The organism is Niallia sp. MER 6 (assembly GCF_023714395.1).
Classification (GTDB): domain Bacteria; phylum Bacillota; class Bacilli; order Bacillales; family Cytobacillaceae; genus Niallia.
The window spans coordinates 333,291-358,229 of sequence record NZ_JAMAUK010000003.1 but is presented as its reverse complement, the minus strand read 5'-3'; the positions used below and the strand labels follow the sequence as shown (position 1 = coordinate 358,229).

General features: G+C 39.1%; 27 protein-coding genes and 1 tRNA gene. 8 read left to right on the top strand and 20 right to left on the bottom strand.

What is annotated here, in order from left to right:
- Positions 1-11 precede the first annotated feature (11 nt).
- Both comGB and comGA read right to left on the bottom strand, forming a co-directional pair.
- Positions 12-1,064, bottom strand: a complete 1,053-nt coding sequence (gene comGB, locus M3600_RS06435) for a competence type IV pilus assembly protein ComGB (protein ID WP_251644986.1) — start codon at positions 1,062-1,064, stop codon at positions 12-14.
- Positions 1,039-2,100: a competence type IV pilus ATPase ComGA gene (comGA, locus tag M3600_RS06430; RefSeq protein WP_233313169.1), complete on the bottom strand. Its 1,062-nt coding sequence runs from the start codon at positions 2,098-2,100 to the stop codon at positions 1,039-1,041. Before comGA ends, comGB begins: the two co-directional genes overlap by 26 nt.
- A gap of 153 nt (positions 2,101-2,253) precedes the next feature.
- Here comGA and M3600_RS28865 point away from each other — a divergent pair, with 153 nt between their 5' ends.
- The 4 genes from M3600_RS28865 to M3600_RS06415 all read left to right on the top strand — a co-directional run bounded on the left by M3600_RS28865 (position 2,254) and on the right by M3600_RS06415 (position 3,696).
- Positions 2,254-2,388: a hypothetical protein gene (locus M3600_RS28865; protein ID WP_282581400.1), complete on the top strand. Its 135-nt coding sequence runs from the start codon at positions 2,254-2,256 to the stop codon at positions 2,386-2,388.
- A gap of 135 nt (positions 2,389-2,523) precedes the next feature.
- Entirely contained in the window at positions 2,524-2,619 is a 96-nt protein-coding gene (locus tag M3600_RS06425; RefSeq protein ID WP_233313168.1) for a YjcZ family sporulation protein, read from the top strand.
- 59 nt (positions 2,620-2,678) lie between these two features.
- A tRNA-Gln gene (locus tag M3600_RS06420) sits at positions 2,679-2,750 on the top strand.
- A 226-nt stretch (positions 2,751-2,976) separates the two neighbouring features.
- Positions 2,977-3,696 carry a helix-turn-helix transcriptional regulator gene (locus M3600_RS06415; protein ID WP_233313166.1) on the top strand — a complete coding sequence of 240 codons (720 nt, stop codon included), beginning with the start codon at positions 2,977-2,979 and terminating at the stop codon, positions 3,694-3,696.
- A gap of 34 nt (positions 3,697-3,730) precedes the next feature.
- Here the strand turns inward: M3600_RS06415 and M3600_RS06410 are convergent, their stop codons facing one another.
- The 6 genes from M3600_RS06410 to M3600_RS06385 all read right to left on the bottom strand — a co-directional run bounded on the left by M3600_RS06410 (position 3,731) and on the right by M3600_RS06385 (position 8,525).
- Positions 3,731-4,366, bottom strand: a complete 636-nt coding sequence (locus M3600_RS06410) for an MBL fold metallo-hydrolase (protein ID WP_237942321.1) — start codon at positions 4,364-4,366, stop codon at positions 3,731-3,733.
- Positions 4,367-4,394: 28 nt separating this feature from the next.
- Positions 4,395-4,709 (bottom strand): MTH1187 family thiamine-binding protein, encoded by a 315-nt coding sequence (locus M3600_RS06405; RefSeq protein WP_233313165.1) that lies wholly within the window; start codon positions 4,707-4,709, stop codon positions 4,395-4,397.
- An 80-nt stretch (positions 4,710-4,789) separates the two neighbouring features.
- The gene (locus tag M3600_RS06400; protein WP_251644975.1) at positions 4,790-5,902 is read right to left on the bottom strand and encodes a YqgU-like beta propeller domain-containing protein; all 1,113 of its coding nucleotides are present in this window, start codon (positions 5,900-5,902) and stop codon (positions 4,790-4,792) included.
- 108 nt (positions 5,903-6,010) lie between these two features.
- Positions 6,011-7,198 carry a M14 family metallopeptidase gene (locus tag M3600_RS06395; RefSeq protein WP_251644973.1) on the bottom strand — a complete coding sequence of 396 codons (1,188 nt, stop codon included), beginning with the start codon at positions 7,196-7,198 and terminating at the stop codon, positions 6,011-6,013.
- A gap of 147 nt (positions 7,199-7,345) precedes the next feature.
- The gene (locus M3600_RS06390) at positions 7,346-8,305 is read right to left on the bottom strand and encodes an ROK family glucokinase (protein ID WP_233313161.1); all 960 of its coding nucleotides are present in this window, start codon (positions 8,303-8,305) and stop codon (positions 7,346-7,348) included.
- Positions 8,306-8,321: 16 nt separating this feature from the next.
- Positions 8,322-8,525 carry a YqgQ family protein gene (locus M3600_RS06385; protein ID WP_233313160.1) on the bottom strand — a complete coding sequence of 68 codons (204 nt, stop codon included), beginning with the start codon at positions 8,523-8,525 and terminating at the stop codon, positions 8,322-8,324.
- Positions 8,526-8,766: 241 nt separating this feature from the next.
- Here M3600_RS06385 and M3600_RS06380 point away from each other — a divergent pair, with 241 nt between their 5' ends.
- The gene (locus M3600_RS06380; protein WP_233313159.1) at positions 8,767-9,639 is read left to right on the top strand and encodes a hypothetical protein; all 873 of its coding nucleotides are present in this window, start codon (positions 8,767-8,769) and stop codon (positions 9,637-9,639) included.
- A 68-nt stretch (positions 9,640-9,707) separates the two neighbouring features.
- Here M3600_RS06380 and M3600_RS06375 read toward each other — a convergent pair whose 3' ends face one another.
- From M3600_RS06375 to M3600_RS06345, 7 genes are all read right to left on the bottom strand, one after another.
- Positions 9,708-9,902, bottom strand: a complete 195-nt coding sequence (locus M3600_RS06375; RefSeq protein WP_233313158.1) for a hypothetical protein — start codon at positions 9,900-9,902, stop codon at positions 9,708-9,710.
- A gap of 61 nt (positions 9,903-9,963) precedes the next feature.
- A complete protein-coding gene (locus tag M3600_RS06370) occupies positions 9,964-10,740 on the bottom strand; it encodes a DUF92 domain-containing protein (RefSeq protein ID WP_251644971.1) in 777 nt (258 codons plus the stop codon).
- The gene (locus M3600_RS06365; RefSeq protein WP_233313156.1) at positions 10,724-11,302 is read right to left on the bottom strand and encodes a 5-formyltetrahydrofolate cyclo-ligase; all 579 of its coding nucleotides are present in this window, start codon (positions 11,300-11,302) and stop codon (positions 10,724-10,726) included. The genes M3600_RS06370 and M3600_RS06365 overlap by 17 nt, the downstream gene beginning before the upstream one ends.
- Before the next feature lie 94 nt (positions 11,303-11,396).
- Positions 11,397-11,546, bottom strand: coding sequence for a 50S ribosomal protein L33 (gene rpmG / locus M3600_RS06360; protein WP_101175018.1), 150 nt, complete (start codon positions 11,544-11,546; stop codon positions 11,397-11,399).
- Between the two features lie 68 nt (positions 11,547-11,614).
- Positions 11,615-12,241: a hypothetical protein gene (locus M3600_RS06355; protein ID WP_233313155.1), complete on the bottom strand. Its 627-nt coding sequence runs from the start codon at positions 12,239-12,241 to the stop codon at positions 11,615-11,617.
- A gap of 28 nt (positions 12,242-12,269) precedes the next feature.
- Positions 12,270-14,678, bottom strand: coding sequence for a glycosyltransferase (locus M3600_RS06350; protein ID WP_251644969.1), 2,409 nt, complete (start codon positions 14,676-14,678; stop codon positions 12,270-12,272).
- A complete protein-coding gene (locus tag M3600_RS06345; protein ID WP_237941704.1) occupies positions 14,675-15,370 on the bottom strand; it encodes a DUF4912 domain-containing protein in 696 nt (231 codons plus the stop codon). Before M3600_RS06345 ends, M3600_RS06350 begins: the two co-directional genes overlap by 4 nt.
- 401 nt (positions 15,371-15,771) lie before the next feature.
- Between M3600_RS06345 and M3600_RS06340 the strand changes: the two genes are divergently transcribed.
- Entirely contained in the window at positions 15,772-16,170 is a 399-nt protein-coding gene (locus M3600_RS06340) for a hypothetical protein (RefSeq protein WP_233313152.1), read from the top strand.
- On the top strand, positions 16,163-16,666 hold the full coding sequence (locus M3600_RS06335; protein ID WP_233313151.1) for a hypothetical protein: 504 nt from the start codon (positions 16,163-16,165) through the stop codon (positions 16,664-16,666). The genes M3600_RS06340 and M3600_RS06335 overlap by 8 nt, the downstream gene beginning before the upstream one ends.
- Before the next feature lie 44 nt (positions 16,667-16,710).
- Here M3600_RS06335 and M3600_RS06330 read toward each other — a convergent pair whose 3' ends face one another.
- From M3600_RS06330 to M3600_RS06315, 4 genes are all read right to left on the bottom strand, one after another.
- The gene (locus tag M3600_RS06330; protein WP_251644967.1) at positions 16,711-18,792 is read right to left on the bottom strand and encodes a peptidoglycan D,D-transpeptidase FtsI family protein; all 2,082 of its coding nucleotides are present in this window, start codon (positions 18,790-18,792) and stop codon (positions 16,711-16,713) included.
- A gap of 183 nt (positions 18,793-18,975) precedes the next feature.
- Complete coding sequence (locus M3600_RS06325; RefSeq protein WP_251644965.1) at positions 18,976-21,063, bottom strand: peptidoglycan D,D-transpeptidase FtsI family protein; 2,088 nt, start codon at positions 21,061-21,063, stop codon at positions 18,976-18,978.
- A gap of 142 nt (positions 21,064-21,205) precedes the next feature.
- Complete coding sequence (locus M3600_RS06320) at positions 21,206-22,441, bottom strand: MFS transporter (RefSeq protein WP_233313148.1); 1,236 nt, start codon at positions 22,439-22,441, stop codon at positions 21,206-21,208.
- Between the two features lie 144 nt (positions 22,442-22,585).
- Positions 22,586-23,194: a superoxide dismutase gene (locus tag M3600_RS06315; protein ID WP_233313147.1), complete on the bottom strand. Its 609-nt coding sequence runs from the start codon at positions 23,192-23,194 to the stop codon at positions 22,586-22,588.
- A gap of 427 nt (positions 23,195-23,621) precedes the next feature.
- On the opposite strand from M3600_RS06315, the gene M3600_RS06310 reads away from it, so the two are divergent.
- The gene (locus tag M3600_RS06310) at positions 23,622-24,317 is read left to right on the top strand and encodes a Crp/Fnr family transcriptional regulator (RefSeq protein WP_237941707.1); all 696 of its coding nucleotides are present in this window, start codon (positions 23,622-23,624) and stop codon (positions 24,315-24,317) included.
- Positions 24,318-24,327: 10 nt separating this feature from the next.
- Here M3600_RS06310 and M3600_RS06305 read toward each other — a convergent pair whose 3' ends face one another.
- The gene (locus M3600_RS06305) at positions 24,328-24,810 is read right to left on the bottom strand and encodes a DUF456 domain-containing protein (RefSeq protein WP_237941708.1); all 483 of its coding nucleotides are present in this window, start codon (positions 24,808-24,810) and stop codon (positions 24,328-24,330) included.
- Positions 24,811-24,939 lie beyond the last annotated feature (129 nt).

Here is a 24,939-nt window from a genome sequence, read left to right as displayed (position 1 = left end):
CTTTTCTCCTTTCATAATCCATTTAATAATTCGAACATTGGCAGCAGCACAGCAAGATAGATGGAAATAACTAGGATGCCAATAAAACCATAAATGATTGGCTGAATTTTCTTTAAAAGTCCAGCAACCCTGTCTTGAAGGTTTTCCATACAGAAACGGCTGAGAAAGAGAAGCTCCCGGTCAAGCTTGCCGTTCTCTTGTCCATGCTGTAATATTCGGCAAAACTCCTTCTCCATAAAGGTTAGCACAACAAATGCATGCTCCATTCTTTCCCCTTTCTTCAGTTGTTCGATGACCTTCTTTCCAGCCAAAGAAAAATAGGCATGCTGATTATTATTTTGAAAAAATGTTAATGCTTCGTAAATAGAAAAACCGCCCGCTAACAGGTGACTAAGCTGCAGAGAAAACACATGGGTGTAATAAAGGGAAAAACATTTGCCCGCAATTGGAATGGCTGTAAACAGGCGCAGTTTTTCGAGTGCATCTTTCTTCCGAAAGAACTTGAAATAATAAAACACTAAAGTCAATGCAAAACAAACAGCTGACAACATCAGAATAGGCATTGCTTTTCCTGCACCGATAATGAATACCATAAACAGATTTGTTTCCAGTTTCATTGTTAAAAAGAGAGAAGAAAATTGGGGAAGCAGCACTTGGTGGACAAAATAGAATAAAACTAGGGTAAAAATAATGAGGAAAAGAGGATAATAGAGGATTTTCTGCAATTGCTGAATTGTTCGCAGCCGGTTTTCCATAATAGTGCTCGCATCCATAAACGCACCTGCAAAGCCGCCATGCTTTTCTGCAAAATATACATAACTGATCGTCTGCTGATTAAATTTAAGTCTTGCCAGGTTATCGCAAAAGGAGTTTCCCCCTTTTAAAGATCCGAGCACAGACATAATATCCTCTTTTTTGTTGGCAGGCAAATAGTAAACACTTGAGCGAACCCCTTCGGAAAGGGAATATCCTTGTGTCAGCAGCTCTCCGATAACTTTCAAAAACATCGATTGCTCCTGTAAGCTCCAGCTGTCTTTATTAATCTTCATAAATCCAGCGACCATACTCTGTCTCCTTTACAAATCCCAGGGCAACTCCTTTATTAATAGCCTCTCTTAAATCAGGACGAGGATTAAGCTTTTCAGCAAAGGTTTCAGCGAGAATGGACTGAATGGTCCTCCCTGTCATTATTTCAAAAACACTGGCTCTGTTTATGCGGTTTTGAAGCTGAAAGCAAAAGGGCAGACAAACAGGACCGCAAAAAGGACAAACAAGCTCGACAAGCCTTTGCGCTGTAACAGCAATTAAAGTTTGCTGCACCTCACACTTGCTGATGCCGAATTCCATGAGTCGATAGATTGCCCCTTTCGCATCTCTTGTGTGCATCGTCGCAAGCACTAGATGCCCTGTTAACGAGGCTCTGACAGCAATTCGAGCTGTTTCTGCATCCCTTATTTCGCCAACCATAATTACATCTGGATCATGGCGCAATATTGCCTTTAGCCCCGCTGAATACGTAATGCCTGCTTTTTCATTAACCTGCACTTGAAGCACGTTATCCTGCGGCTTTTCAACTGGGTCCTCGAGACTAATGATTTTTCGTTTGTACAGATAGGAGCTGCTGCTGAGAAGAGAATAAAGGGTTGTTGTTTTGCCTGACCCAGTCGGCCCTGTGAAAATAACAAGCCCATGGGCATGTTTAAGCAGTGACAGAAGCTTTTTAGTGGTGTTTGGGAAAAGAGATATACGGGTGAGCGGTATACTATTCTTGTCTGGCAGCAGACGGATGACGAGGCTTTCATGGGGACTTGCAGGCAAGGTGGACAGTCGGAGGCTGATGTTTTCCCCGTTTGCACTTGTACGGATAGCACCGTTTTGCGGGCGCCGCCTTTCGCCAATATCCATAGAGGCGGTAAACTTAAAATGGGAAATAAGTCTGTCGCATTGATTCACAGGGAGTGTCATTCTGGGGTATAAAGAGTGGGAAATACGAAATTGCAAATGCGATTCTTTTCCTTTCGGAACAATGTGAATATCTGTGGCATTCGCTTCTACAGCTTCCCGAATAATACGGTTCGCTAAAGCTTCAATAGAAATCAAAAGTCTGCACATCCTTTCTTTTTGGTTCATTCTATATTTCGACAGACTTTTTTTATTCCCTCTATTATTCGTCAATTCTTCTAGCTTTTTTTCAAGCAATATATGCATTACCTTTCTGCTAGCTGACCATTCTAAGAAAAGGGGGTGGTACTTGTGGAAAGAAGAGATCCAGTTGAATTTTCAGGAAGAGTTCTTGATAAGCGGAATACACTTACTGGGCCGGATGCAGGAAAAGCAACATATCCAAAGCGGCCTGATCATGTAAAAATTAAAAAAGAGGATAAATAATAAGGCAGACCTTTGAGTTGAACAGCAGTCTTGCTTGGGCTGCTGTCCATTTTGAAGGGAGATAAGCCTATTTAAAAAACAATTATCCTGTAAGGGCATACGATACATTATGTTTAAAGTTGGAGGTGCTCACAAATGGGAGAAGCAGGTTTTGAATTTGGCGGCGGTTTTGCATTGCTTGTTGTGTTGTTTATCCTTTTGATCATTATCGGGTCTGCATATGTTTATTAATTAAAAAGTGTATATTTTGAGTTATAAATATCCATAATAATATTATAAGATTATATTTTTGGGCTATAGCCAAGCGGTAAGGCAACGGACTTTGACTCCGTCACTCGTTGGTTCGAATCCAGCTAGCCCAGTTTTAGCGTGAAAAGCATCCCCTTTTCACGCTTTTTTTCTGTATTCATCATGTTTTAACTAAGTTAACAATATGAAAATCGTGATTATGCTGTAAAAATGTATATTTTGTGAATTTTCCTGTCGAAAAGATGTGAACATTTTCTAAACAAATAGTTCTTACCGTGGTTATGGTGGATTGCTATATTATAATGAACAAAAATACTGAAAAAACGGAGGTAAGAACTTATGGAACAGACACTAAAAATCACTAATGTATTATCCGACCCAACTCGGTTTTATATTTATCAATATATAACAAACCGCCACCGCGATGTAACTGTTCAGGAGATTGCTGATCAATTCTCCATCCACCCAAATGTCGCAAGACTTCATCTTTCCAAACTTGAAGATGTTCGTATGCTTCATTCTGAGACGAAAAAAACCGGCAGAGGCGGCCGGCCAAGTAAATTATACCGTCTCTCATCTGAAGTTATTCAATTGAGTTTTCCTTTCCGCAACTATCAGCTGCTGAGCAGCATCCTTTTAAAATCTTTAGAAAAGCTCGGAGCAGATGGAAGCAAAGCATTGTATGAAACTGGATTCGCCTTTGGTAAAGAGATGATGGAGCAGGAAATTGCCCGCAGTCCCCTAAATTCAGGAGCTCTTTCTAAGCAAGATAAGCTGCACCTTTTAAAGCAAGCTGCCCTCATATCCGGGTTAAAACCAGAATTGGAATGGGATGACGACGAACAAAGCATATATTTTGAAATCTTCAACTGTCCCTTTAAGGAAGCGGCAAACGAGCATAAGGATAAGGTGTGTATGATGCACCAGCAGTTTTTTATTGGCATGTTTGAAGCTGTTTTCCCTGATGTATTGCTGTCAGAGCGGCGAAATATGATTACAGGCTGCCAACAATGTGCCTATAAGGCGTATGTATGTGAACCAGCTCACATAACTAAGTAAAAATAAGCGGAAAGATACCCTTTCCGCTTATTTATTAAAATCCATTAATATAAGGATTATGATCCATTTCGTGGGCAATGGTTGTACTTCTGCCATGCCCTGACAAAATAACGGTTTCCTCTGGCAGTGTAAGAAGTTTATCGTGAATGCTTGCAAGCAAGGTGCGATGATTACCTCCTGCCAAATCTGTTCTGCCAATGCTTTCATAAAATAAAGCATCTCCTGAAAATGCTACTCCGCTTTCCGGGAAATAAAAAGTAACACTGCCAGGGGAATGGCCCGGTGTCTCCAGTACGGCAAAAGTAAAACCGCCAATAGTCATCGCTGGATTTTCGTCAAGAAAATGATCTGCAGGCTGTGCGACCACAGGTGTTGGCAGTCTGAATGCAGAACTACCGTTTAGCTTTGGATCACTCAGCCACTTATCTTCTTTGCTATGTATAAAGACAGGGATGTTATATTCATTGCGAACTGTTTCCACAGCACCGATATGATCGAAATGAGCATGTGTCAGCAAAATCGCAATTGGCTGAAGCCCCATTTCGCTGATTGTGCTCGTAATTTTGCCCCCATTCTCGCCTGGGTCTACAATCAAGCATTCCTTTTTATCATTCCAGATTATATAACAATTTGTCTGAATTGGCCCCAATGGCATCTGCTTATATTGAATCATCATGTCACCACTTTTCTTTTTATGATTAGTCTTTAAGATGGCTAAGCACTCTGTCGACTTTCTCTTCCATCTTCCTTTTTACATCCCGTCTGTCATCTATCCGTATATTTGTAGCAACACGAACTAGCCCTTTAGAGAAAGGCACCTCATGCATTGCTTGGATTACCTCAAACAAAACAGGTAATTCTCCTTCAATTATCGTATTCATCGGCGTCAGCTGAAATCTGATTGCCCCTTTTTCTTCGTATGTTTTTAATACTTTCTGGATATCTGCCACATAGGCACTGACACTTGGTGTCTCCGTCCCAATTGGGATAACTGTTACATCTACTATTGCCACTGTAAGTCCTCCTTAAAGCTTTCCATATTCTTTTATGATGTCATAATTTACTGGGAATCTCAAGCATCTGCTTCATTTAGTTAAGACAGGGGAATAACTTCCCCTGTCTCAAGATTAATCAGTTTCTCCAGATAAAAACCATACAATGCCCACTTGCCGTCAGGTGATATACTGATTGGTTCGTTCTCCAACCCTTCCTTTATCACTTTAGGCTTTTCTCCACTACCCGTGTCTATGGAGACAAATGAGTAACCTTCTGTATAATTTGTCGCATCACCGGAACTCTCTGGATAAAATGTAAACAGCTGATCGTCTGCTGCATCATTATATGGGATAAGCCAATCCGAGTAGTTGGACAAGCGGGGCAGAGAAATAGCAGCTTTGGCATTAAGCTTGTCATAGAATGTATATTGAGCCATCTGCATATCTTGCGAGTCATCGGAAATTGTAAAAATCTCTTGGCCATTACTGCCTATAGAGTAGGCGTTATTTTCGCTAATTACTGTTTGTTCACCAGTTTTTATATTTTTAGTTGTTACAGGAGACGACAAAGAAGTCTCTTCCTTCCAGCCTAAATAGGCGACTGTTTCCTTGTCTGCCCAAACGATAAACGGATTGTCAAGCTCGACTTCCTGGAGCTTCTCATTCTTTATAGATAAGAGATAGGAGGTGCTGGCCCATTCCTTTGTAAAAGAGGAAACAAGCACTTGATCTTCGTCATATGGATTCCAGACAAACTCAGCATCATAGCTTTGCAGCTGTTTAGAAAATAGCTGTTTTCCCTCTTTATTCATTAACACTATGTTGCCTTGAAAGTCCTCTTCATTTGTAAATACGAGCAATTTGGATAAGTCAGGGCTTATTTTCACTGCTGTTATAGCAGAATCACTCGTATATAAAAGTTTATGCTGTCCTGAATAAATATCAAATGTATAAACATAATAGCTGTTACCCTTGCTTGTGATATAGCATATTGTATGGGTATCAAGCCATCCAGACACTTCCACAAATTCCCCATTATCCACTTCCATCGGCAATGCCAATGCTTGGATTTTCTCTTTTTTTTGATTATCTTTCTCTTCCTCTTTACTCGTTGTTTCCTTCTGTTTATGGGAGCATCCAGATAAAACAAGTGTGAAAATGAGCAAGAGAAGAAAAAACCCATGCGCATTTCTCTTTGAAAGGTCTGTCATCCTTTTCACACCCTTTTATTATGTTTTTTGGTGTTTACTATATTGAATATTAACATAAAAAAGCCGAATTAAATCGGCTAAACCATTAATTTTCTTGAACATTATTTTTTACAAATATAACGATGCCACAAATATTCCTAAAACATCTTTGTAAATATCATCAAACTGTGATAATGGCAGAGGATTTATTCCTTTCCCCAACTCGAGAGTAAAACCTGGCTGTCTAAATTCCTGAATAAACCAATCTTTATAGCCGGCATGGCTGTCAACATTTTGAACCGCTTTATATCCGCTTAATCGGGAAAACTCGTTTGCAATTAGTGCTGATTCAGATGGTTCAAAATTTTCATACCCCCAATAAAATTCCTTGCCTTGAGTATGGAATGCTATCATTCTGTTGAATTTCTCCTGGTTTGCAAGCTGTGCCATTATTACTGCTTCTGGCTCTGTAAGTGGTGCATCTCCAGGATAATCACGAGGAGCAGGGGTTTTTGGCTCCTTCCTCTCTTTCTCAATCTCCCAAAATGCAGGAAATTGATTATTTAAATCAACACCATTTATATTCGCCTTCCAGCCTGTAAAATCTGTGCTGCCTTCATTAATAGCAATCACTTTCGACCGCATATGCTCTGGAGGTCCATTCAGCACTAAATCCACGCCATCAGGATTTACCATTGGCACAAGAGATAGGTCTACATTTCTATAAATAGGCAATGTGTCAATATTGTTTATCTTTCCGCCATTTGTAATGGCCAGCAGAAAATCATTTACATACGACATCAGGATTGCACTTGTAATCCATTCATTAGCATGAAAGCTTCCGTTCATATGTACTTTTTTGCTGCCGCGGCCGATTCGAATTTCTTGAATTTCATTGCCAAGAACACTTTTTCCCAATGTATTAATTTGAATAAAAGGATAATTTTCTTTTAGAATTTCCAGATCATTTTGCAATGACTGAGAATCATATTTTTTGCGTGCATTCACTAATCTTTCCATAATTCGTTTCGGAGCAATCATTTCATCCCCTGTTTGGAGCTCATTTATATTCTTGTTTTGATTCAGTAAAAGAAGACAGTCGACAGAGATATTTCTGCTTCCGGCTATTTTCCATAAAGCATCGCCCGTCTTCAGTTGAAGTGTTTCTGCTTGAAAGCCTGGAATATGAATGCAATCGCCTTTTTTAAGAGCATCCTTAGCACTTTGCTGATTGCTGTCAGCAAGAAGCTGGAGCGGGATCATAAACAATCTGCTGTAGTACGATAGAGTGTCACCGTTTCTTGCTATAACCTCCATAAATATACACTCCTTTCATCACTCTATATTTATGATGAAAAGGAGAAAACGATTCATCTTCATGAAACATCCGCTTCCTAACAACACCTAATTTATACCAACTGTAACATAAAAAAGATCTGTTCATATGAACAGATCAAAATAATATTATTTATTTGCAAGCCATGCTGCGCCGATGACACCTGCAGTATTCCCCAATGTAGCTACATCGATAAGTGTTGACTGGGCAACAGCTTTGAAAGAATATTTCTGGAAGTACTCGTTAACAGGCTTTAATAAAATATCTCCTGCTTTTGACACTCCGCCGCCAAGCACAATTCTCTCCGGATTTAATGTGTTTGCAATATTAGCAAGGGCTAAACCTAGATGTGAAGCTACAAAGGAAACTACCTCATTTGCAAGTTCATCTCCGGCATTTGCTTGATCAAATACATCCTTTGCAGAGATTGTACCGTTATTTGTTAGGATTTGGTGCAGACTGCTATCAGGATTTTCATTCAATCGCTCTCTGGCAATCCGAACAATTCCTGTTGCAGACGAGATCGTTTCAAGACAGCCTGTTTTTCCACAGTTGCAAGGTGCACCATTTTCGATGATGGAAGTAATGTGGCCGATTTCACCAGCAGCTCCCTTGGCCCCTTGAACAATCTTTCCATCAACGATAATACCGCCGCCAACTCCAGTGCCTAATGTGACGCAAACAAGATTCTTATAACCTTCACCTGCACCCTTCCACATCTCACCAAGGGCTGCACAGTTTGCGTCATTATCAAGGATGACAGGCAAGCCAAGATCTCTCTCTAAATTAGCCTTCAGCGGAAAATTATCCGGCCAGCTAAGATTCACTGTATTGTAAATGATACCTGTTTTATAATCAAACGGACCTGGTGCTCCCATACCCGCACCAAGCACATCTTCCTTGTTATGATTCCATTCAGCAAGCTTCTCATGAACAGATTTAGCAATATCACTAGTGATGTTCGCACCCTCATTTGAATTATCTGTAGGGATCTCCCAGTTATCAATCATATTGCCATCTGTTGTCAAGAAAGCAATTTTCACAGTCGTACCGCCAAGATCGATTCCAACCACCCATTTTTCCTGCATCTGCATTCTCCCCATTCTATTTCTGTTTCTCTTTTAATTGTTGTATTCCTTGATTTAGTAGTAGAACAGCCATATCAAAATCTTGTTTCTCTATGATTTCTGTATGACGGAGCTCTTCTAATTCTGCTTTCATCAGCTCCAAATCACCTAATCTGTCTCCTACGTATATTATGGTACCGAACCTTTTCAAAAATTGCTGCACATCGTATATCGTCTTCATTTCTATCCCTAAAAACCTCCCTAAACATCAGGGAATATCCTTCCTAATTAAATCGTTTTCATTTTTTAGTATAATTCAAATATCGCATTTACTCAAGAACGAGATATTAATCATTTTCATTTATGTCTGCTAGGGAAATCTGCAAAAATAACGAATTTCTGCACCTGATTCTTCATATATTGGAACAAGAGTATAAGGTTGTCCTGAAAATGTTTATCTAACAGGAAAAGTGGTGCTGCTATTGAAAAAAGATTTTATCGTTTTAAGCATTTGCCTTGTTATCATTATAAGTTCCGTTTATTTTTTTCAGCAAAACCAAATTGCAAAAGAGAGCATTACATATTTTCCAATTGACCCGAGCGTATCCTTTCCGACAGCAGTTACGAATTTACAGCTTGGAAAGCAAAGATATGATGAATATAGTGTCGAATGGGAGACAAAAAGCATTGTAAATAAAAAGGCCTATTTAAGACAAAACATGGGGTTGTTATATGCAAACGGCCGACTTATAAACACGATGGGAGCGTGGAAGCAAAATACAATGGAGCTGACAGAGCATAAGACGGTCGTCGAACGAGACAGCCGCCTGTTCCAGGCAGTCGCCTTTCATTATGCCGAAATTCATGATGAAAATGACAATATCTTCAGCTCTCAAAAACTTTCCGCTAATCATTTGTATGTCATCAATTCAAAATTCGACCAAACCCCTCTCGGCTTTACAGCACCGCGGACAGAGGCAGAAAAACAATGGAAAAATACTTTAGATGACGAAACAGCAGATGTGATTGAGTATCAATTAAATGAGGCTGTAAAACATTATTCTATACCTTTGGCAGAATATCCAAACAGAATACTGTTAACAGAGCTTGCAGACTATAATGACAAACCTATTCCAGGTTTTACACAAGAACAAACGGCAAAGATTATCGGTCAGCTTACAGAAGGTTTATATAAAAATTATTTCCTGGGAATTACAAAAGAGGATGGAACTGTGACAAAACCTGTTGGGAGTACTGTTCCAGTTATTCTGTTAGCAAAAGATCATCTGCTTGTAGTGTTTACAACGGGAGATAATCAGCCTGTCCTATTAAGACAGCAAATTTCCACATTATAGTCCTCAGCCCCCTGTGATGGGGGTTTTCTTGTTGAACTAAGCAAGTAAAAAAGACCTAAATAGGTCTTTTATTGATAAACAGTTGGTTTTGAGAAAACATTGCTCATCATTTTGTTGCGTAAGCCTGGGAGATTCATGACAATTTTGATTAAATATTGTCTAATCATCGGACTTTTTAACACCGTGTTAATAATTCGGTATCTTCTAGTTAACAAAAAATAACCGCCAATACCAATCAATAAAATGGATAAAATTTTCGGCATTTTCATCCCTCCTATTGATTAGTTTAGGAAAAGCCGCTCTTTTTTATCCAAACTTTTTTGCTTAAAGAACAAATAAAGCAGCAAGGCAGGCTGCAAGCACACCTGACAAAATATTGACAGCATCATTGTTAAGAAAAGAAAAACCCTTTATCTGTTTTGCTTCTCTAGCATGATGCACTCGTTTTTCTACTTTTGCTCCGCAAACTGTACATTGATATTCTGCTTGAACATAAGCCCCCAGTAAGGTGTCAATAATATTGCCGATAAATCCAAATAAAGAAATCAGCAGAAATTCATTTACACTTATAGGGAATAGCAAATAAGCGCAAAAACCAATCAACAAGGAACCAAAAAAACCTGCTATTGTACCGAGTAAACTCATTGCCCCAGATGTGCCAGCTTTTGCTCTGCTAAAGGTTCTAAGCGAGAATGGTTTGCTTTTGCTTAGAGGGCCAATTTCTGATGCCCAAGTGTCAGAATTGGCTGCGGCAAGCAGGACAGCGAAAAGAATAATCAGCTCATAACTTCCGCTCCAGCCGTAAAAAAGACTGACTAGTGCTGCTGCACCACCGTTTGCAAGTACTTGCATATAGTCTCTTGTAGAGCCTTTTTCATGCATTTCTTCCACTCTTGCTTTTTTGTCTTTTTTATATTTTGACAAAAGACTGGAGGTAAGAAAAAAAACACCTAGGAGGATAAATCCTTGATAGTGGAAACCTAATTGGATACCTAGACCGACAAAAAAGGCTGCAATACTGCCGCTTTTGTTAAGAAACCCTTCCTTCCATGCTAGGTATACAGCAATAAGGATAATGAGAATGCTAATTATTTGTCCCAATAGCAATTACTCCTTTATTTGTAATCAAATGCTGTACAGGAATATCATGAGCTTCTGCCGGGATAGAATCTTCCAATTGGCAATCCATCGCTAATGAAATCGTATTTCCATGATAATTTAGGAGATAGCGGTCATAGTAGCCTCCACCAAACCCAATTCGATAACCGTTTGCTGCATAAGCAACTCCTGGTACAAGCACCAGATCCATTTCATCGCCTTCTGTTAAAGCTGTTTCTGATTCAATTGGTTCATAAAGCCCGCTGTATACAGTTTCAAGCTGGTCAAAACGGTCTAACTGCCGAAATACCATTTCTTTCGTGCTCGGCAGACATTTTGGCACACTGACTTTTTTCCCTTCGGCCCAGGCTGTGCGGATTATTTGCAGTGTATCCACTTCTGGTGATTTGGAAATGGTTAAACCAATATGACGAGCATTTTGAAACAATGGATGCTTGTATAAATTTTGGGCAATTTCGTAGGATAGCTGCTCATATACAGGCTTAGATAAAGACTGCAATTCTTTGAGTATTCTTGTTCTTATCTCTTTTTTTGTCTCCGTCATCTTGATTTCACTCCTTGGTTATGCTTTTTTCATATGTAATGCTTTAGGATTTTTTTTATATACAAAAAAAACAGAAGGGATACCCCCCTCTGTCTTATTTTGTTTCGCGATGTGTTGTTGTGCGTTTTTCTCTTGAGCAATATTTTTTAAGCTCAAGACGGTCTGGGTTATTTCGTTTATTTTTTTTAGAAATGTAGTTACGATCTCCACATTCTGTGCAAGCTAACGTAATGTTGACACGCATGGTTATTTCCCTCCAAACTATTGCTATACTAGTTCGTGCATACGACTTTTATATGATAACATTTTTTTTCACGAAATGCTAGTACTGTTTTTCAATAGAATGTGATTTAAATCCATAAGCTCTTCTTTATCTTTCCCATATATAGTCCATGCTCTGCTCGTACTCGAGGTTTGAGCTGCTAGATTCATGTTAAGGGAACAGATGCTGACATATCCACCTTTACCCATTGGTAAGTATTTTAAGCTGCCTTTTTGCTGATTCTTCCAAATTAGATCTGTATGAACGTTCCATAGTGGCTGAACGGTTCTCTGTTCCAAGCTCTTCCCATTAAACTCGCCATTTACTAGTATTAGCTGGTCATCGACAGAATGGAAGACAACATTGTCTGTCGGTGAAACGAAGGCGAGGTGGTCCTGATTTGATTGGGAGTAATAACTTAGCAGCAGAACCTTCACATCTATAGCCTCTTTCGAATGATTTCTTACAAATATCTCATTATATTGGACTTTAGAATGTTTTTGAACGCTCTTTACATGAACAGAGACTGCGTATTCTGGCAGTAATTTCTCATAACCGTTCTGAAGCCAGCAGATTTTGCCGTTAATCCAAATGCCTGGAGTATTGACCAATTTTCCTCTTGTCATTTCTTTGCCGAAATTCTGATAATCAGACTGTAAAGAAATCTCCGTTTTCATCCTTCTTCACCTTTTTTTCCTATTTTTTTTATTCCATAGTAGCTGCCGTTTCTGCCATCCTCTTATTTAGGATTGCTTCTTCAAACACCCTTGAGGTTTCATCGCCGACTCTGTTCCAGCCAAACAGCTTTTCTACAATCGCCCTGCCATTTTTTCCAATCTCCAATGCCATAAGTGGGTCATCGATTAAGGATTGCAATTGTTCTAACATACTTTCAGTATTCCCTGGTTCCATAAGCATCCCTGTCTTACCATGCTCTACTATCCCTTTTAAGCCGCCCGTGTTGGATACGATTGTCGGCTTCTCAAAACACAGCGATTCTAAAGCAACAATGCCGAAAGGTTCATAATGGCTTGGAATGACAACAATGTCTGCTACTTGGAAGAAACCATTTTTTCTGTCTTCCGGTAAGTAGCCAATCAAGTGAACCTTGTCCGATAAACCATTTGCAGCAATATATTGTTTATATTCATTAAACATTGGACCAGCACCCGCAAGAACAAATTGAATATCCTTGATTTTAAGACGTGTAGCTGCTTCAAGCAATGTTTCAAATCCTTTTTCCTTCACCATTCTTCCTAGCGCAAAAACCGTCTTCTTACTTGGATCCAATCCCAATTCTTCTGCTGAATTTAAGGCTGGCTGATTATTTTCCAACTTAATTCCGTTTGGAATAACATTAAGTTTGTTTTCACTTACAGCAAATAACGAAGACACTTCTGTTTTCATGTACTCACTGCAGACAATTACTGAATCGGACGCATTGATTAGCTGCTGTTCCTTTTCATGAATAAATTTTTGCATTTCTGTATAGATGCCGCCGTTTCTTCCATGTTCTGTTGCGTGCATAGTTGTAACTAACGGAATGCCTAGTTCTGTCTTTATTGCTGTAGCTGCTGCTCCGATGAGCCAATCATGGCCTTGAATTAGCTCAAAATGATGGTTAGCTGCTAAGTCTAAGGCTTTTTCCCACATGCTTATATTTAAGCCGCCAATCCAAGTTATAAAGTTCTTTTCCCGCTGATGCAGTGGCTTCACTCGATACACATACAAGGAAGGACTTACCTGTTCATCAACTAATTCTTGATTCATGTCTTGTGACGTGATTACATGAACTTCATATTGTTTGGCTAATGTTTCTGCTAACCCAGCTACATGTGTTCCAAGTCCTCCAATAATATTGGGTGGGTATTCCCATGAAAGAATCAGAATTTTTTTCTTGCTTCCTCCTTGTGCAAAGGGGTTATTCATTTCCTTTTGGTAAGCAGGAACTGCACGGAAGATAGCGTGTTTACTTTCTCGGTCTTCTAACCATGCTTTTTCTATACTGTCTTTCAAAAAGACACTCAGCTTATCAGCAGCTTCCCAATGATTGTGCTGCAGGTTATCTGGATAATCCAGTTGATTAACAATAGCATGAAGCATGAGCCATTCCTTTTCCAGCTGTTTAACGACCCTGTCAGCACAGTCAGAAAGCTTCTGCTCCCGCCAGGCTGTAACCTCTTTTTCAAGGAAGGACAGTCTAGCATAGCTCTTTCCATCTTCGTGTATTCTATTTAACTTCTGCTGATTAAAAAAGGAGGAACTAATATGAACCTTCTCTAAATTCCCGCTAAATTGACGAATATATGCTTCTGGTGATAACGGCATAATCGAATCATTTTCCACGAAGTCCTTCGTTAATTCTTGTGAAAACTCATTAATCTCGGCTACACTCACAGCAATTGCTGTCATCGCAGGAATATCTTTTGTTTTCGGCAAACCTGTAAATAAACTTCCCGTCTCCTTAACGTCAGACCATTGTCTTAATGGTATCATGCATATATCATGAGGTGATTTCACTGGCAAACCTTCTGCTTTAGGAACAGGATCTGTGATGGCTAAAGTTTTGTCATACACAAAGCTATATCCAATCCCCGCCTTTTTAAGATGCAAATCAATGCCTGGTGAAAAGGCGCCATTTGGAAGCCAAAATCCATTTGGACGAATATTTAAATGGTCTTCTATAATGGAAATTCCTGTTTCAATTTGGAGTTTCACACCATTTACCGTTGACAGAGCTGTAAGAGAGGAATAGGACGCAGATGTGGCCAATATCTCTATTTTATGGTCATGTACCAATTTCTTAATGGTTGCTGTTATATTCCTGTCAATCTTGAGCCAGTAGGAGTATTCTTCTTCCCATTTCCATTTATTTTTTTCTAAAAATTCAGTTATTTCTTTTTGGTAATCTTCTGTTTCTGCCAATTCTAAATAAATCGGTGGCAATGCAAGGGAAACGCTGTATGGCACTGCCTTCTTTTCCATGTTCTTTAAAAAAGTAAGCAAAGCTATCGAAGCTATATGAAAAGACTGTCTGTCTTCTTTATTGCTGGAATAATAATTCATGACAGGAAGCTCTGCATGAACGATTAGCTGAAAATAGGATACGTTCATTGCTTCTTCACACTCTCCTTTACCGCTGTCTCATAATAACTGTATGTGCTAACATGCTCAATCCAATTAGGAAGTGGAGTTTTTCCTTCGCTCCATGCTATTACATCCTTTGCATTTTCACCTGCTTGGTCTGCACTTGTTCTTGGTGTATGAATAGGATTAGACTGCAGAATTGGCATGAGAGCTCCGCTACCATCCTGTATCCCGACTTCAAAACAGTAACTTCTATTTGGCTGTAATCCTTCCAAAACGAGTTGATTCTTGTCACGATCAAGCTGAATTTCATCGGTAGCATGTGCATTGCTGCCATCGAAATATATGCTCGTGATATCATAGACACGCAGCTTTAGCGATAAGTCATCATTAAGAAAGCCGCAGTAGGAAGAAATTAAGTTCCACTTTGATGCTGGTATGCTCCAGAAAATTAGTGCTCTGTTTTCTCCTGCAAGCCATGCTTCCATGCCATTACTCTTTTTTAATGTTTGAATGCTTGTCCATAAAAAAGGGGACATAACAGCACTGTTATCGGCATATTCTTTAGGAGAAGCGCCTTCTTTCTGCTCTGCCTTTTCCGCTTCTTTCAAATACTTCCCCCACTGATATTGCACCTTTCCAAGGCTCATATCCAGTTCTTTCGCAATTTTTCGGAAAGACAAGCCTTCCTTCCTTAAATTAACTATTTGTTCTAACAATGGAATCAGCACCTTTCATTTAATACTGTATTATGTTTTAGCTATTATCGTATTGGTTGATTTATCAGGATTCCTTTTGTGTCGATTTACTGATTCTTCCTTCTTCCTATATGTTATCACCGAATGATAGAAGCCACAATAAACGGAATTTGTCGTATCATGCTAATGTTTATCCCTATTACCTTGAAGCAGCATAAAAAATTTTGTCTGTTGAATAAAAAACAGCAATTCGACAATGACTATTAATAAAATTAGTTTGTATCCGACATTTTTTGCTGCCGCTTATAAACTTGTCTGCCGCACACTTGCTTGCTTGAAATTACTGTTGGGAAATGTTGAAAGGTAGTGGTAGAATGAAAAAGTCTTGTAAATTACAAATTTTTTAGCAGAGGTGTCTCATTTTGTTCATTTTAATGTTTAGTTTATTGGGGATATCTGTTCTTCTTTTTATTGTATCTTTATTTATGAAGGACCCCTATAAAAAGCTGCAAGAGGATATAGACCAGCTGTCCATCCAACAAGTACAAGAAATATATAAAATAAAAAAGAAGCTGAAGGTGCTTGAGGAAGAGCTGTTGATAGACGATATGGATATGAGTCCTGCCATCCCTGTTACAGACAAGCAGCCAAATATAGAAATGGGTGCAAATCCCATTCATGCTATTATTAAAAACCAGGTTTGGTCTCTTGCGTCACAAGGAGTTTCCATTGAAAAAATTGCTTCTCAATCTTCCTTATCAACTAGTCAAGTACAGCAAATTATCACAGAGGGTGTAAAGCGAGGATTTGCAAATGAATAAACGAAGCTTGCGTTCCTTTGCATTCGGTCTGTTCGCAGCCTCCAGCATCATTGGAGCATACACCGTATACACTGGCAGCCAAAAGGCTGATACAGACAAACAAATTACAACAGAGCAAGCAGAGAAAGTTCTCTCTGCAAAAGGCTTTACTACAGTTGCCAATGAAGACTATGAAGAGCTCGTTGCTGCTAAAGAACAGGCCGAGAAAGCGGCCCAGCAGGCAAAAGCTGATAAAAAAGCAGCTGAAACAGAGGAAGCAAAACAAGCAGAAACAGAGAAAGCTGATGAGCCAATCTCATATAAGCTCAAAATTAAAAGTGGTATGAGTCCTGGCGAAATTGCTGATACATTAACAAAAGAGAAAATTATTAAAGATAAAGATGAGTTTGAAGCTTTCTTAATTGACAATGACTATCATACAAAAGTGCAGGTTGGCACTTTCCGTGTATACAGCGATATGAGCTTTAGAGAAATTGCTGAAAAGATAACAAAATAAACGATAATGAGGGGCAGTCCAATTGGACTGCCCCTCATTATCGTTTATTTTTCTTTTTGTCGTTCTTTTTTCATATCAAAATAAGCATCTAATACTTCTTCACCTATTTTTAAGTTTGCTTTATTGTCAACACTGCCGTTATATGCCCATGGAACTAGGACTGCCATTGCCACTTCCGGATTTTCAGAAGGTGCATAGCTTACTAAGCTCAAGTTCATTACTTCCTGCAATGTCTTATAGTTGCTCTTTTGCGGTCCATCATAGAAAGCCTCTGCCGTACCAGTCTTAGCTGAAGGAGAGTATGATTTGCCGCTTAAATACGTGTATGCCGTTCCTTTTGGACTTTGGGCAACCATCTTAAAGCCTGTCTGCACCCTTTTTATCCACTCTGGTTTTGCATCAATCGTATTTAAAACCTTTGGCTCAACAGAGTCAACTACTGCCCCAAGCTCGCCTTCTTCAGATACAGGGCTTCTAATTTCCTTGACGATATGCGGTTCCATTCTGTTCCCGCCATTTGCGATTGTAGAAATATATTGGGCAAGCTGCATATTTGTGTACGTATCATACTGACCGATGGAAAGATCGAGAAGCTTACCAGGTACTGACGTTTCTGTCCCTTTAAAGCCTGTCTGCTCATTCGGCAAGTCGATGCCTGTGCGAATTCCCAACCCGTATTGAGCGTACGCATTTCTCATTATTGTGAAGTCCTCTGCATCAACAGACAGAGGCTGGCCGTAAACATATCTAGCACCTGCTATTTTCATAACAGTCTGGAACATGTAGACGTTTGATGAACGCATCAAGGCTGTTAAGTCATTGATTGGCCCCATTGTTGTCCATGATCTCTTAATAGTATCGCCTATTCTTACAGGTGTATCATTAATAACTGTTCCCGGACTGATTGCTCCAGTATTATAGCCTGTCAGAACAGTAGCACCCTTAACGACAGATCCGACGTTGTAGGATGTCGTAATATTGCCGAGAGCATCATCGTTCACCTTTGTTTTTCCATCTTCTGTTACAAGTCTTTTCCCTGCCATTGTCAGCACATCGCCTGTGTTTGGATCCATCAGAACAACATAAGCACGGTCAAGGAATTTTGTTCCTGACATTTGTTTAGCTGCCTTCAGCTGCTTTTCAATGATGTCTTCGACTTTTTGCTGCAGCTCCATGTCAATTGCAAGCACAAGGTCATTTCCGCGTTTTCCTTCTGTAATCACTTCTGTGTCTGTAATTTCTCCGTCACTGTTTGTCTCATTGCGGACTTTTTCTTTCTGTCCTTTTAAAACATCTTCGTATTGGAGTTCCAGATAACTTTTGCCGACACGATCATTGCGGCTGTAGCCTTTTGAAAGATAATAATCCAACGACTCAGCTGGTAGGCCTTCCTCTGACGAGCTCACACTGCCGAGAACAGAAGCAAGTGTCTTGCCGAATGGGTAATCTCTATCCCAGTCTGTTGTTGTATCGACACCTTTTAAAGACGTTAAGTTTTCACTTACAACTGCCATTTCTTTGTTCGTCACTTTATCGTTTTTGACGATATGTGGTGTCAGTTTATAGCCGCTTGAAAACTCTCGGTAAATTGCTATAACTTCTAAATCATCATTAGTCAAAGACTTTAGTTTATCCTCCGTGATCCTTTTAAGCTGCAGCTTATATACTTGAGAGTTATATTCATCTGAATCGGTGTACTTTTCCGCAAGAGCAGTTTTTTCCTCTTTCGTAACAAGAGCTTCCGCTTCTTCCGGATGCTTTAATATCCAGTAATCCTGTTTGTCACGTTCGGTAACTTTTTTGGTATCCTTTTTTATATATTTCGCAAGCGCCTCGGCAGTCTCCATCATTTTTTCGGTAGAGACACCGGTATTTGTGTACGTTATCGCATTTTTCGCGAGATTATCAACAATAACCTTTCCTGTCGAATCATAGATTTTCCCGCGGGGCACAGATGTATCTACTGTTACATCCTCTGTTTTTTCCAGTTCCCGCTTATACTCATCTCCATAAACAATCTGCACGAAACCTAGTCTCAGGATCAATGCAGAAAAGAGCAAAAAGACAGCAAAAAAGATAATGTTAAGGCGAATCGGAATCGTCTTTTTTTTCTTCTTGTTTCCCAATGTAATACCACACTTTCTACAATCATTTCTCACTCTATTGTAATAGAAACTCTTCAATATTTCTATTAATAACCTGCTGGGATATCCTGCAAAGTCGATATTTGTCTTCTAAATACCTTTCTATATTGTGAAAAAACAGCGATTATTACACAAAAAACAAGGAATTTGCGAGGCAAATTCCTGCTATTTTTTCATATCAAAATATTTATCCATTACCTTCTTGCCGATAGTTAAGTTAGGTGATGGTCCGTTGTCTGTTGTATAGACCCAAGGCACCATTACCGCCATTGCCACCTCTGGGTTTTCATAGGGAGCATAGGCAACAAGGCTGACATTCATTACTTGGGGCGGTTCTTCATAATTTTCTCGCAATGGTCCGTCATAAAAGGCTTGTGCAGTTCCTGTTTTGCCTGCAGGAGTATAAGAACTTCCCGCAAAAACACTGCCAGTTCCGCCAGGCTGCATCACCATGCGGAAGCCCTTCTGCACTTGATTCATCCACTCTTCTTTCATATTTAGCTTATTTAACACCTTCGGCTTGATTTCATGCTCCATCACACCATATTTCTCTTTGCCTTTTCCAGAACTTCTGATTTCCTTCACGATATGTGGTTCAATTCGGTAACCACCATTGGCAATTGTCGAGATATATTGGGCAAGCTGCATATTTGTGTACGTGTCATATTGACCGATTGATAAGAACATTAAATCCCCAGGCTGATTTGGTTTTACTGGTCCTTTAAATCCAGCCATCTCATTAGGCAGATCAATTCCTGTCCTAACTCCTAAGCCCATTTCTCCAAAAGAATTACGAATAGTCGTATATGCTTGTGTTTCCACACTAAGAGGCTGCCCTTTAGCATAATGGCCTTTTCCGATTGCAATGGCGGTTTTGGCCATGTATACATTGGAGGATTGCTGCAATGCTTGAAGGTCATTGATAGTATTCATCACCTTCCAAGATTTAAAATCAGGGGAGTCCTTGATGCTCATCACTTCATCAAGCATCATAGAGTAAGGACGAATAACTCCTTCTTTATATCCAGTAAGCACCATTGCTCCCTTTACTGCTGAACCAACATTATAGGAAGTGGTAATATTGCCTAATGCAAAATCCTGTACTTCCTGCAAACCTGTCTTGTCGTTTTTAACAAGCTGCTTGCCCGCCATTGTTAATACTTCCCCTGTATGTGGGTCCATCAGCACGACAAATGCTCTGTCTAAAAACTGTGTGCCTGCATAGCCTGCCTTTGTCTTCCGTAATTCTTCTTCAATAATTTTTTCAACCTCAAGCTGGAGGTTCATATCAATTGACAGGAATAAATCACTGCCCGCTTTACCTTCTGAAATAACATTAGATGAGACAATTTGATCTTTTTTATCTTTCACATATTCAACTGCTTGCTTTTTCCCTCTTAAAACATCTTCGTATTGTTTTTCAATATAGCTTAAACCAACACGGTCGTTCATGTTATAGCCTTTTGCGAGATATTCATCCTTTTGCTCTGCTGGTATCCCTTTTTGCGTGGAGCTGACTTTCCCAAGAACTGTTTTCAGCGTATCTCCATACCCATATGTTCGGTCCCAGTCTTTTGCTGTATCGACACCAGGCATCGAGGACAGATTCTCACTGACCTTAGCTAGCTCCTCTTCTGTTACACCATCATTTTTGATGACAATCGGCGTATAATAATAGCCGCTCGTCATCAGCCTATAAATGGCTAAGGATTCTAAGTCATGTGCAGATAAGCTTGCTACTTCTGATGCCGTTACCTTGCTTCGAAGCAGCTCATTAAATTGCTTTTGATAGTCCTTTTCGCTGAATTTTTCCTTTAGCTTATTATCTTCTTCAATAGTTACTTTTTCTTTTGCTTCTTTTGGATGCAATAAGAGCCAATAATCTTTTTTATCTATATCAGTGATCTTGTCAATCTCCTTCTTTGAATCCATAGCAATTAAGTCTGCAAGCTTTTCTGCCGTTTTATTCAACTCATCCGGCTTATACTTCCAGTTTGTAAAAAGAATGGCATTTTTCCCTTTATTGCTTACAATGCTGTTCCCGTTCCTGTCATATATTTCTCCTCTTGGAACAGTTGTACTGATAACAATGTCCTCTGTTTTATCTACTTTCCGCTTGTATTCGTCACCGTAAACAATCTGGACAAATCCTAAGCGAAGGATCAGTATTGAAAACAGTAGAAATATCAGCAAAAATAATAGATTCAACCGTAAAGACAGCTGAAATCTCCTTTTTCTCTTTTTTTCCCCCATAAAATTAACCCTTTCTTTTTAGACATTCTCACTCCTTTTATTTTAAAGTAAAAATCTGGTTCTATCTATCAGAATTTAACAAAATTCACAAAAATAACAAAGGTTCCTTATAAATAAGGAACCTTTGTTAAATAGTGTCCTGCTATTCTTGCCCATTTAATCTAGGCGCAGGCGAAAGCTTAATTTTTCGCGTAAAGAAATAAATGATTGAATGTCCGCTTCCAAGAATAAACAGCATCACTGGGATGGATTTTTCCGGATTAAACATAGTTACGCCTGCAATGAAGATTAGAACAGACAATAGCCGTCCAAAATTCAAGAACATTTCACGGACGACAATATATTCTATCCGCATTTCCCCTGCATTCCAGCCGCGGCCGATTACATCGTATGTCAGACTTGTATATGGGACTAGGATTAATGGATAAGCAATGGCAATAATACCTGAATAAATAAGAAGACGAATGAATGAAAAGTCAAATACTATGATAAATATTGACAAGAATAACAGAATTCCGCCTACCAGGATGGACTTATTTCGCTTTTCACTTTTGATGCTTCGTGACACGATATAATAGGCGATGAACGAAATGCCTGAATTAATGAGCCCAAATGTGCCTAGCGCCATTTCACTTCCTGTTGCGATAAACACAAACACAGTAATAACAAAAGCATACGTTCCTTCTCTGATTCCTTGGAAAAAATGAGCATAGGTAATACTTTTCCAATTATCATCATTCTTTCGTTCTTCGATAATTCGTTTTAATAAATATTGGCCGCTTGCCGGTCTTCGTTTTAGAAAGAAGCTCAATACCACTGCTAATGAAAATAATCCGAGCGAAATTCCGAACACAATCATATAGCCAGTTGTTTTATTCAAGGTTGAAATAATAAACCCTGCCAGCATAGGACCTACCATCCCTCCAACAGAGCCGAGAATGCCAAGAAAGCCGTTAAAAAAATCTCTCGTATCTGGTTCTGTAACTTCAAATGTCAGAACATTAAAGGCAAGCCAATAAAACCCATAGCCAATGCCAAGCAGACAGCCTAACAGCAGCAAATAAGTAGATGCCTTATCACCGATAAGCAGTACAGACAAATAAAACAACGCCAGGAAAATGACACCAATTCTAAATACGATGACCCTGTCAATTTTTTTTGCCCATCTGCCTGCAATGGTGAAGGTAATCAGCTGCAGAATAATTGTAGCCATATTATACAGCCCTAAATCTTTAAATTCTCCAGATTGTTTCCACAAGAAAATATTAACAAAGGTATTAGAAAGAGCTATGCTTAATGCATAAAGTCCACCGATTGTCAGCAGCAGTCCCAGTTCCTTTGTCAGTTTGATATTGCCAATCAAATTCCCTAATTTCATGATAAAAACTCCCCTTTGTCTCGCTAGTTTTTAACAAAAGGGTGTTCCTTATACAACATTTATTAAGGATGATGCAGATATAGGAGGATTTTCGCGAAAAACAAAAAACCTTGCTGACCAAATTGGCCAGCAAGGTTTTTTGTTTTATTTTGCTGCAGTGTAGCGCTTAGTAACTTCTTCCCAGTTAATTACATTGAAGAATGCATTAATATACTCTGGACGGCGGTTTTGGTAGTTAAGGTAGTAAGCATGCTCCCAAACATCCAAGCCTAGGATTGGAGTTTTTCCTTCCATAAGCGGGCTGTCTTGGTTTGGTGTGCTTGTTACTTCCAACTCACCGTTGTTTACTACAAGCCATGCCCAGCCTGAACCGAAACGAGTTGTAGCAGCTTTAGCAAACTCTTCTTTGAAGTTTTCATAGCTTCCGAATTTGCTGTCGATAGCAGATGCTAAATCACCTGAAGGCTGTCCGCCGCCATTTGGAGAAATAACTTCCCAGAATAGAGAGTGGTTAGCATGTCCGCCGCCGTTGTTACGAACAGCTGTACGTGCTGCTTCTGGAACTGCATCAAGGTTTGACACGATCTCTTCAACCGTTTTAGAAAGAAGTTCTGCATTTCCTTCTAGAGCGTTGTTTAAGTTTGTTACATATGTGTTATGGTGTTTTGTGTGGTGAATATTCATTGTTTCTTTGTCAATATGCGGTTCTAATGCATCGTAAGCGTATGGTAATTGCGGTAATGAAAAAGCCATTTGTTTTTTCCTCCTATGTATAGGTAAATTTTTTTCTTCCCATATAATTTATCACTATTTTGACAATATTTACATGAGAAGGTTCTTCTAATAAAACAGTACCAAATTAAGCCATTCCTTTCAATTATTTTGCTTTATTTACAAGGAATTTTTTAAAAGAAAAACTGACTTTTGTGTTTTTGCAGTCATTCCCCAATTTAGTATATAAAGGAACTCTTCTTTTATACCAACATTGTTGCAAAAACAAACATCCCTTCTTTCAAAAGATTCGCTAAATAGACACATTATTCCTTTTCGTTGGTATATATAGGTTTTAACTTAAAAACGACAGGTTCACCTTCCAATATATTACAAAATCCATTTGACAATAAATACTCGATATTTTTTAATCGAAGCATAAAGAGAAACAACAAAGGGAGTGCGACAGATGAAGGAAGGAACTCTATCGCTTTACAGTCTGCTATTGCAGCATTATTTTTCGATTAATAATGTCCAATTCATTAAAAAGGGAAGCTTGCTGTTTCAAGAGGGTGACCCTGTTTCCAATATTTATCTCCTGTTAGAGGGGACACTATCAGTAGGCAGAATTCATGAAAACGGCAAAGAATTTATCATGAAGATTCTCCATGAGGAGGATTTGCTGCTAGAATACTTATTATTTAAGCAGTCACCGAAATACTATCATTTTGCGAGAACTATAACAGACTGTGAGCTTCTTATCATTGATAGAGCAGACTTTGAAGACTTTGCTCTGCATGACCATAAAATGCTTGCCTCTCTTACCGCATGGCTGAGTACAGGCTACTTAAAAGCAAATATTAAATGCCAAGATTTAATCATGCATGGTAAAAAAGGAAGCTTGTACAGCATTCTTATCCGGCTATGTCACTCTTTTGGAAAAAGAACTGCAAATGGTATACTAATTGATTTCCCCCTTACCCATCAGGAATTGGCAAATTTAACATTTGGGACAAGGGAAGTTATTCAAAGAGCCATGAAGGAACTTAGAGATGGCGGCATCATCTCTATCTCCTCTCAAAAAATTACTGTTAAGGACCTTGCGTTCCTAAAAAAAGCGGTAGACTGTCAAAACTGCCCTATTGAGATTTGCGGTCTAAACTAGTCCTGTTTCTTTAATTAACTGCGATAAGGAAATAGACAATCATAACGGTCTGAATCAGCCCTTTTGCTGCGACGCTTCCTAAAAAACCGACAAGAGAGCCGACGCCTGCTCTAAGGGCTGCTTGCCAATTTGATTTATTTACAAGCAATTCGGCGATAACCGCTCCTAAGAACGGACCAATTAATATTCCGGCAACAGGAATAACAAATGGACCTGCTATCAGACCAATCGTACTACCCCAAATACCAGCCTTTGAACCACCATATTTCTTTACACTGAAAAGGTTCGTTAAATAATCAGCAATAAATAATAAAATAACGAACATCCCTTGAATAATCCAGAACAAGACAGAGAATTCTTGGAAGGTAAAGAAAAGACCATACAACAAAAAACCTCCAATTATAAATACAACACTTGGAATAATTGGATAAATCAGACCTATATACGCAACTACAAATAAAGCTCCTATAATAACCCAATATATGACATTCACGTTAATAGCCTCCATTATCTTTTAGTTTCCTATGTTTAACATAGTTTTTTTCGCCAATCAACGGCTTACGCTTGTATATGTATTTGTGCAAAGATAAAATAGTAATGAATCTTTATAAGGGTGTGTCAA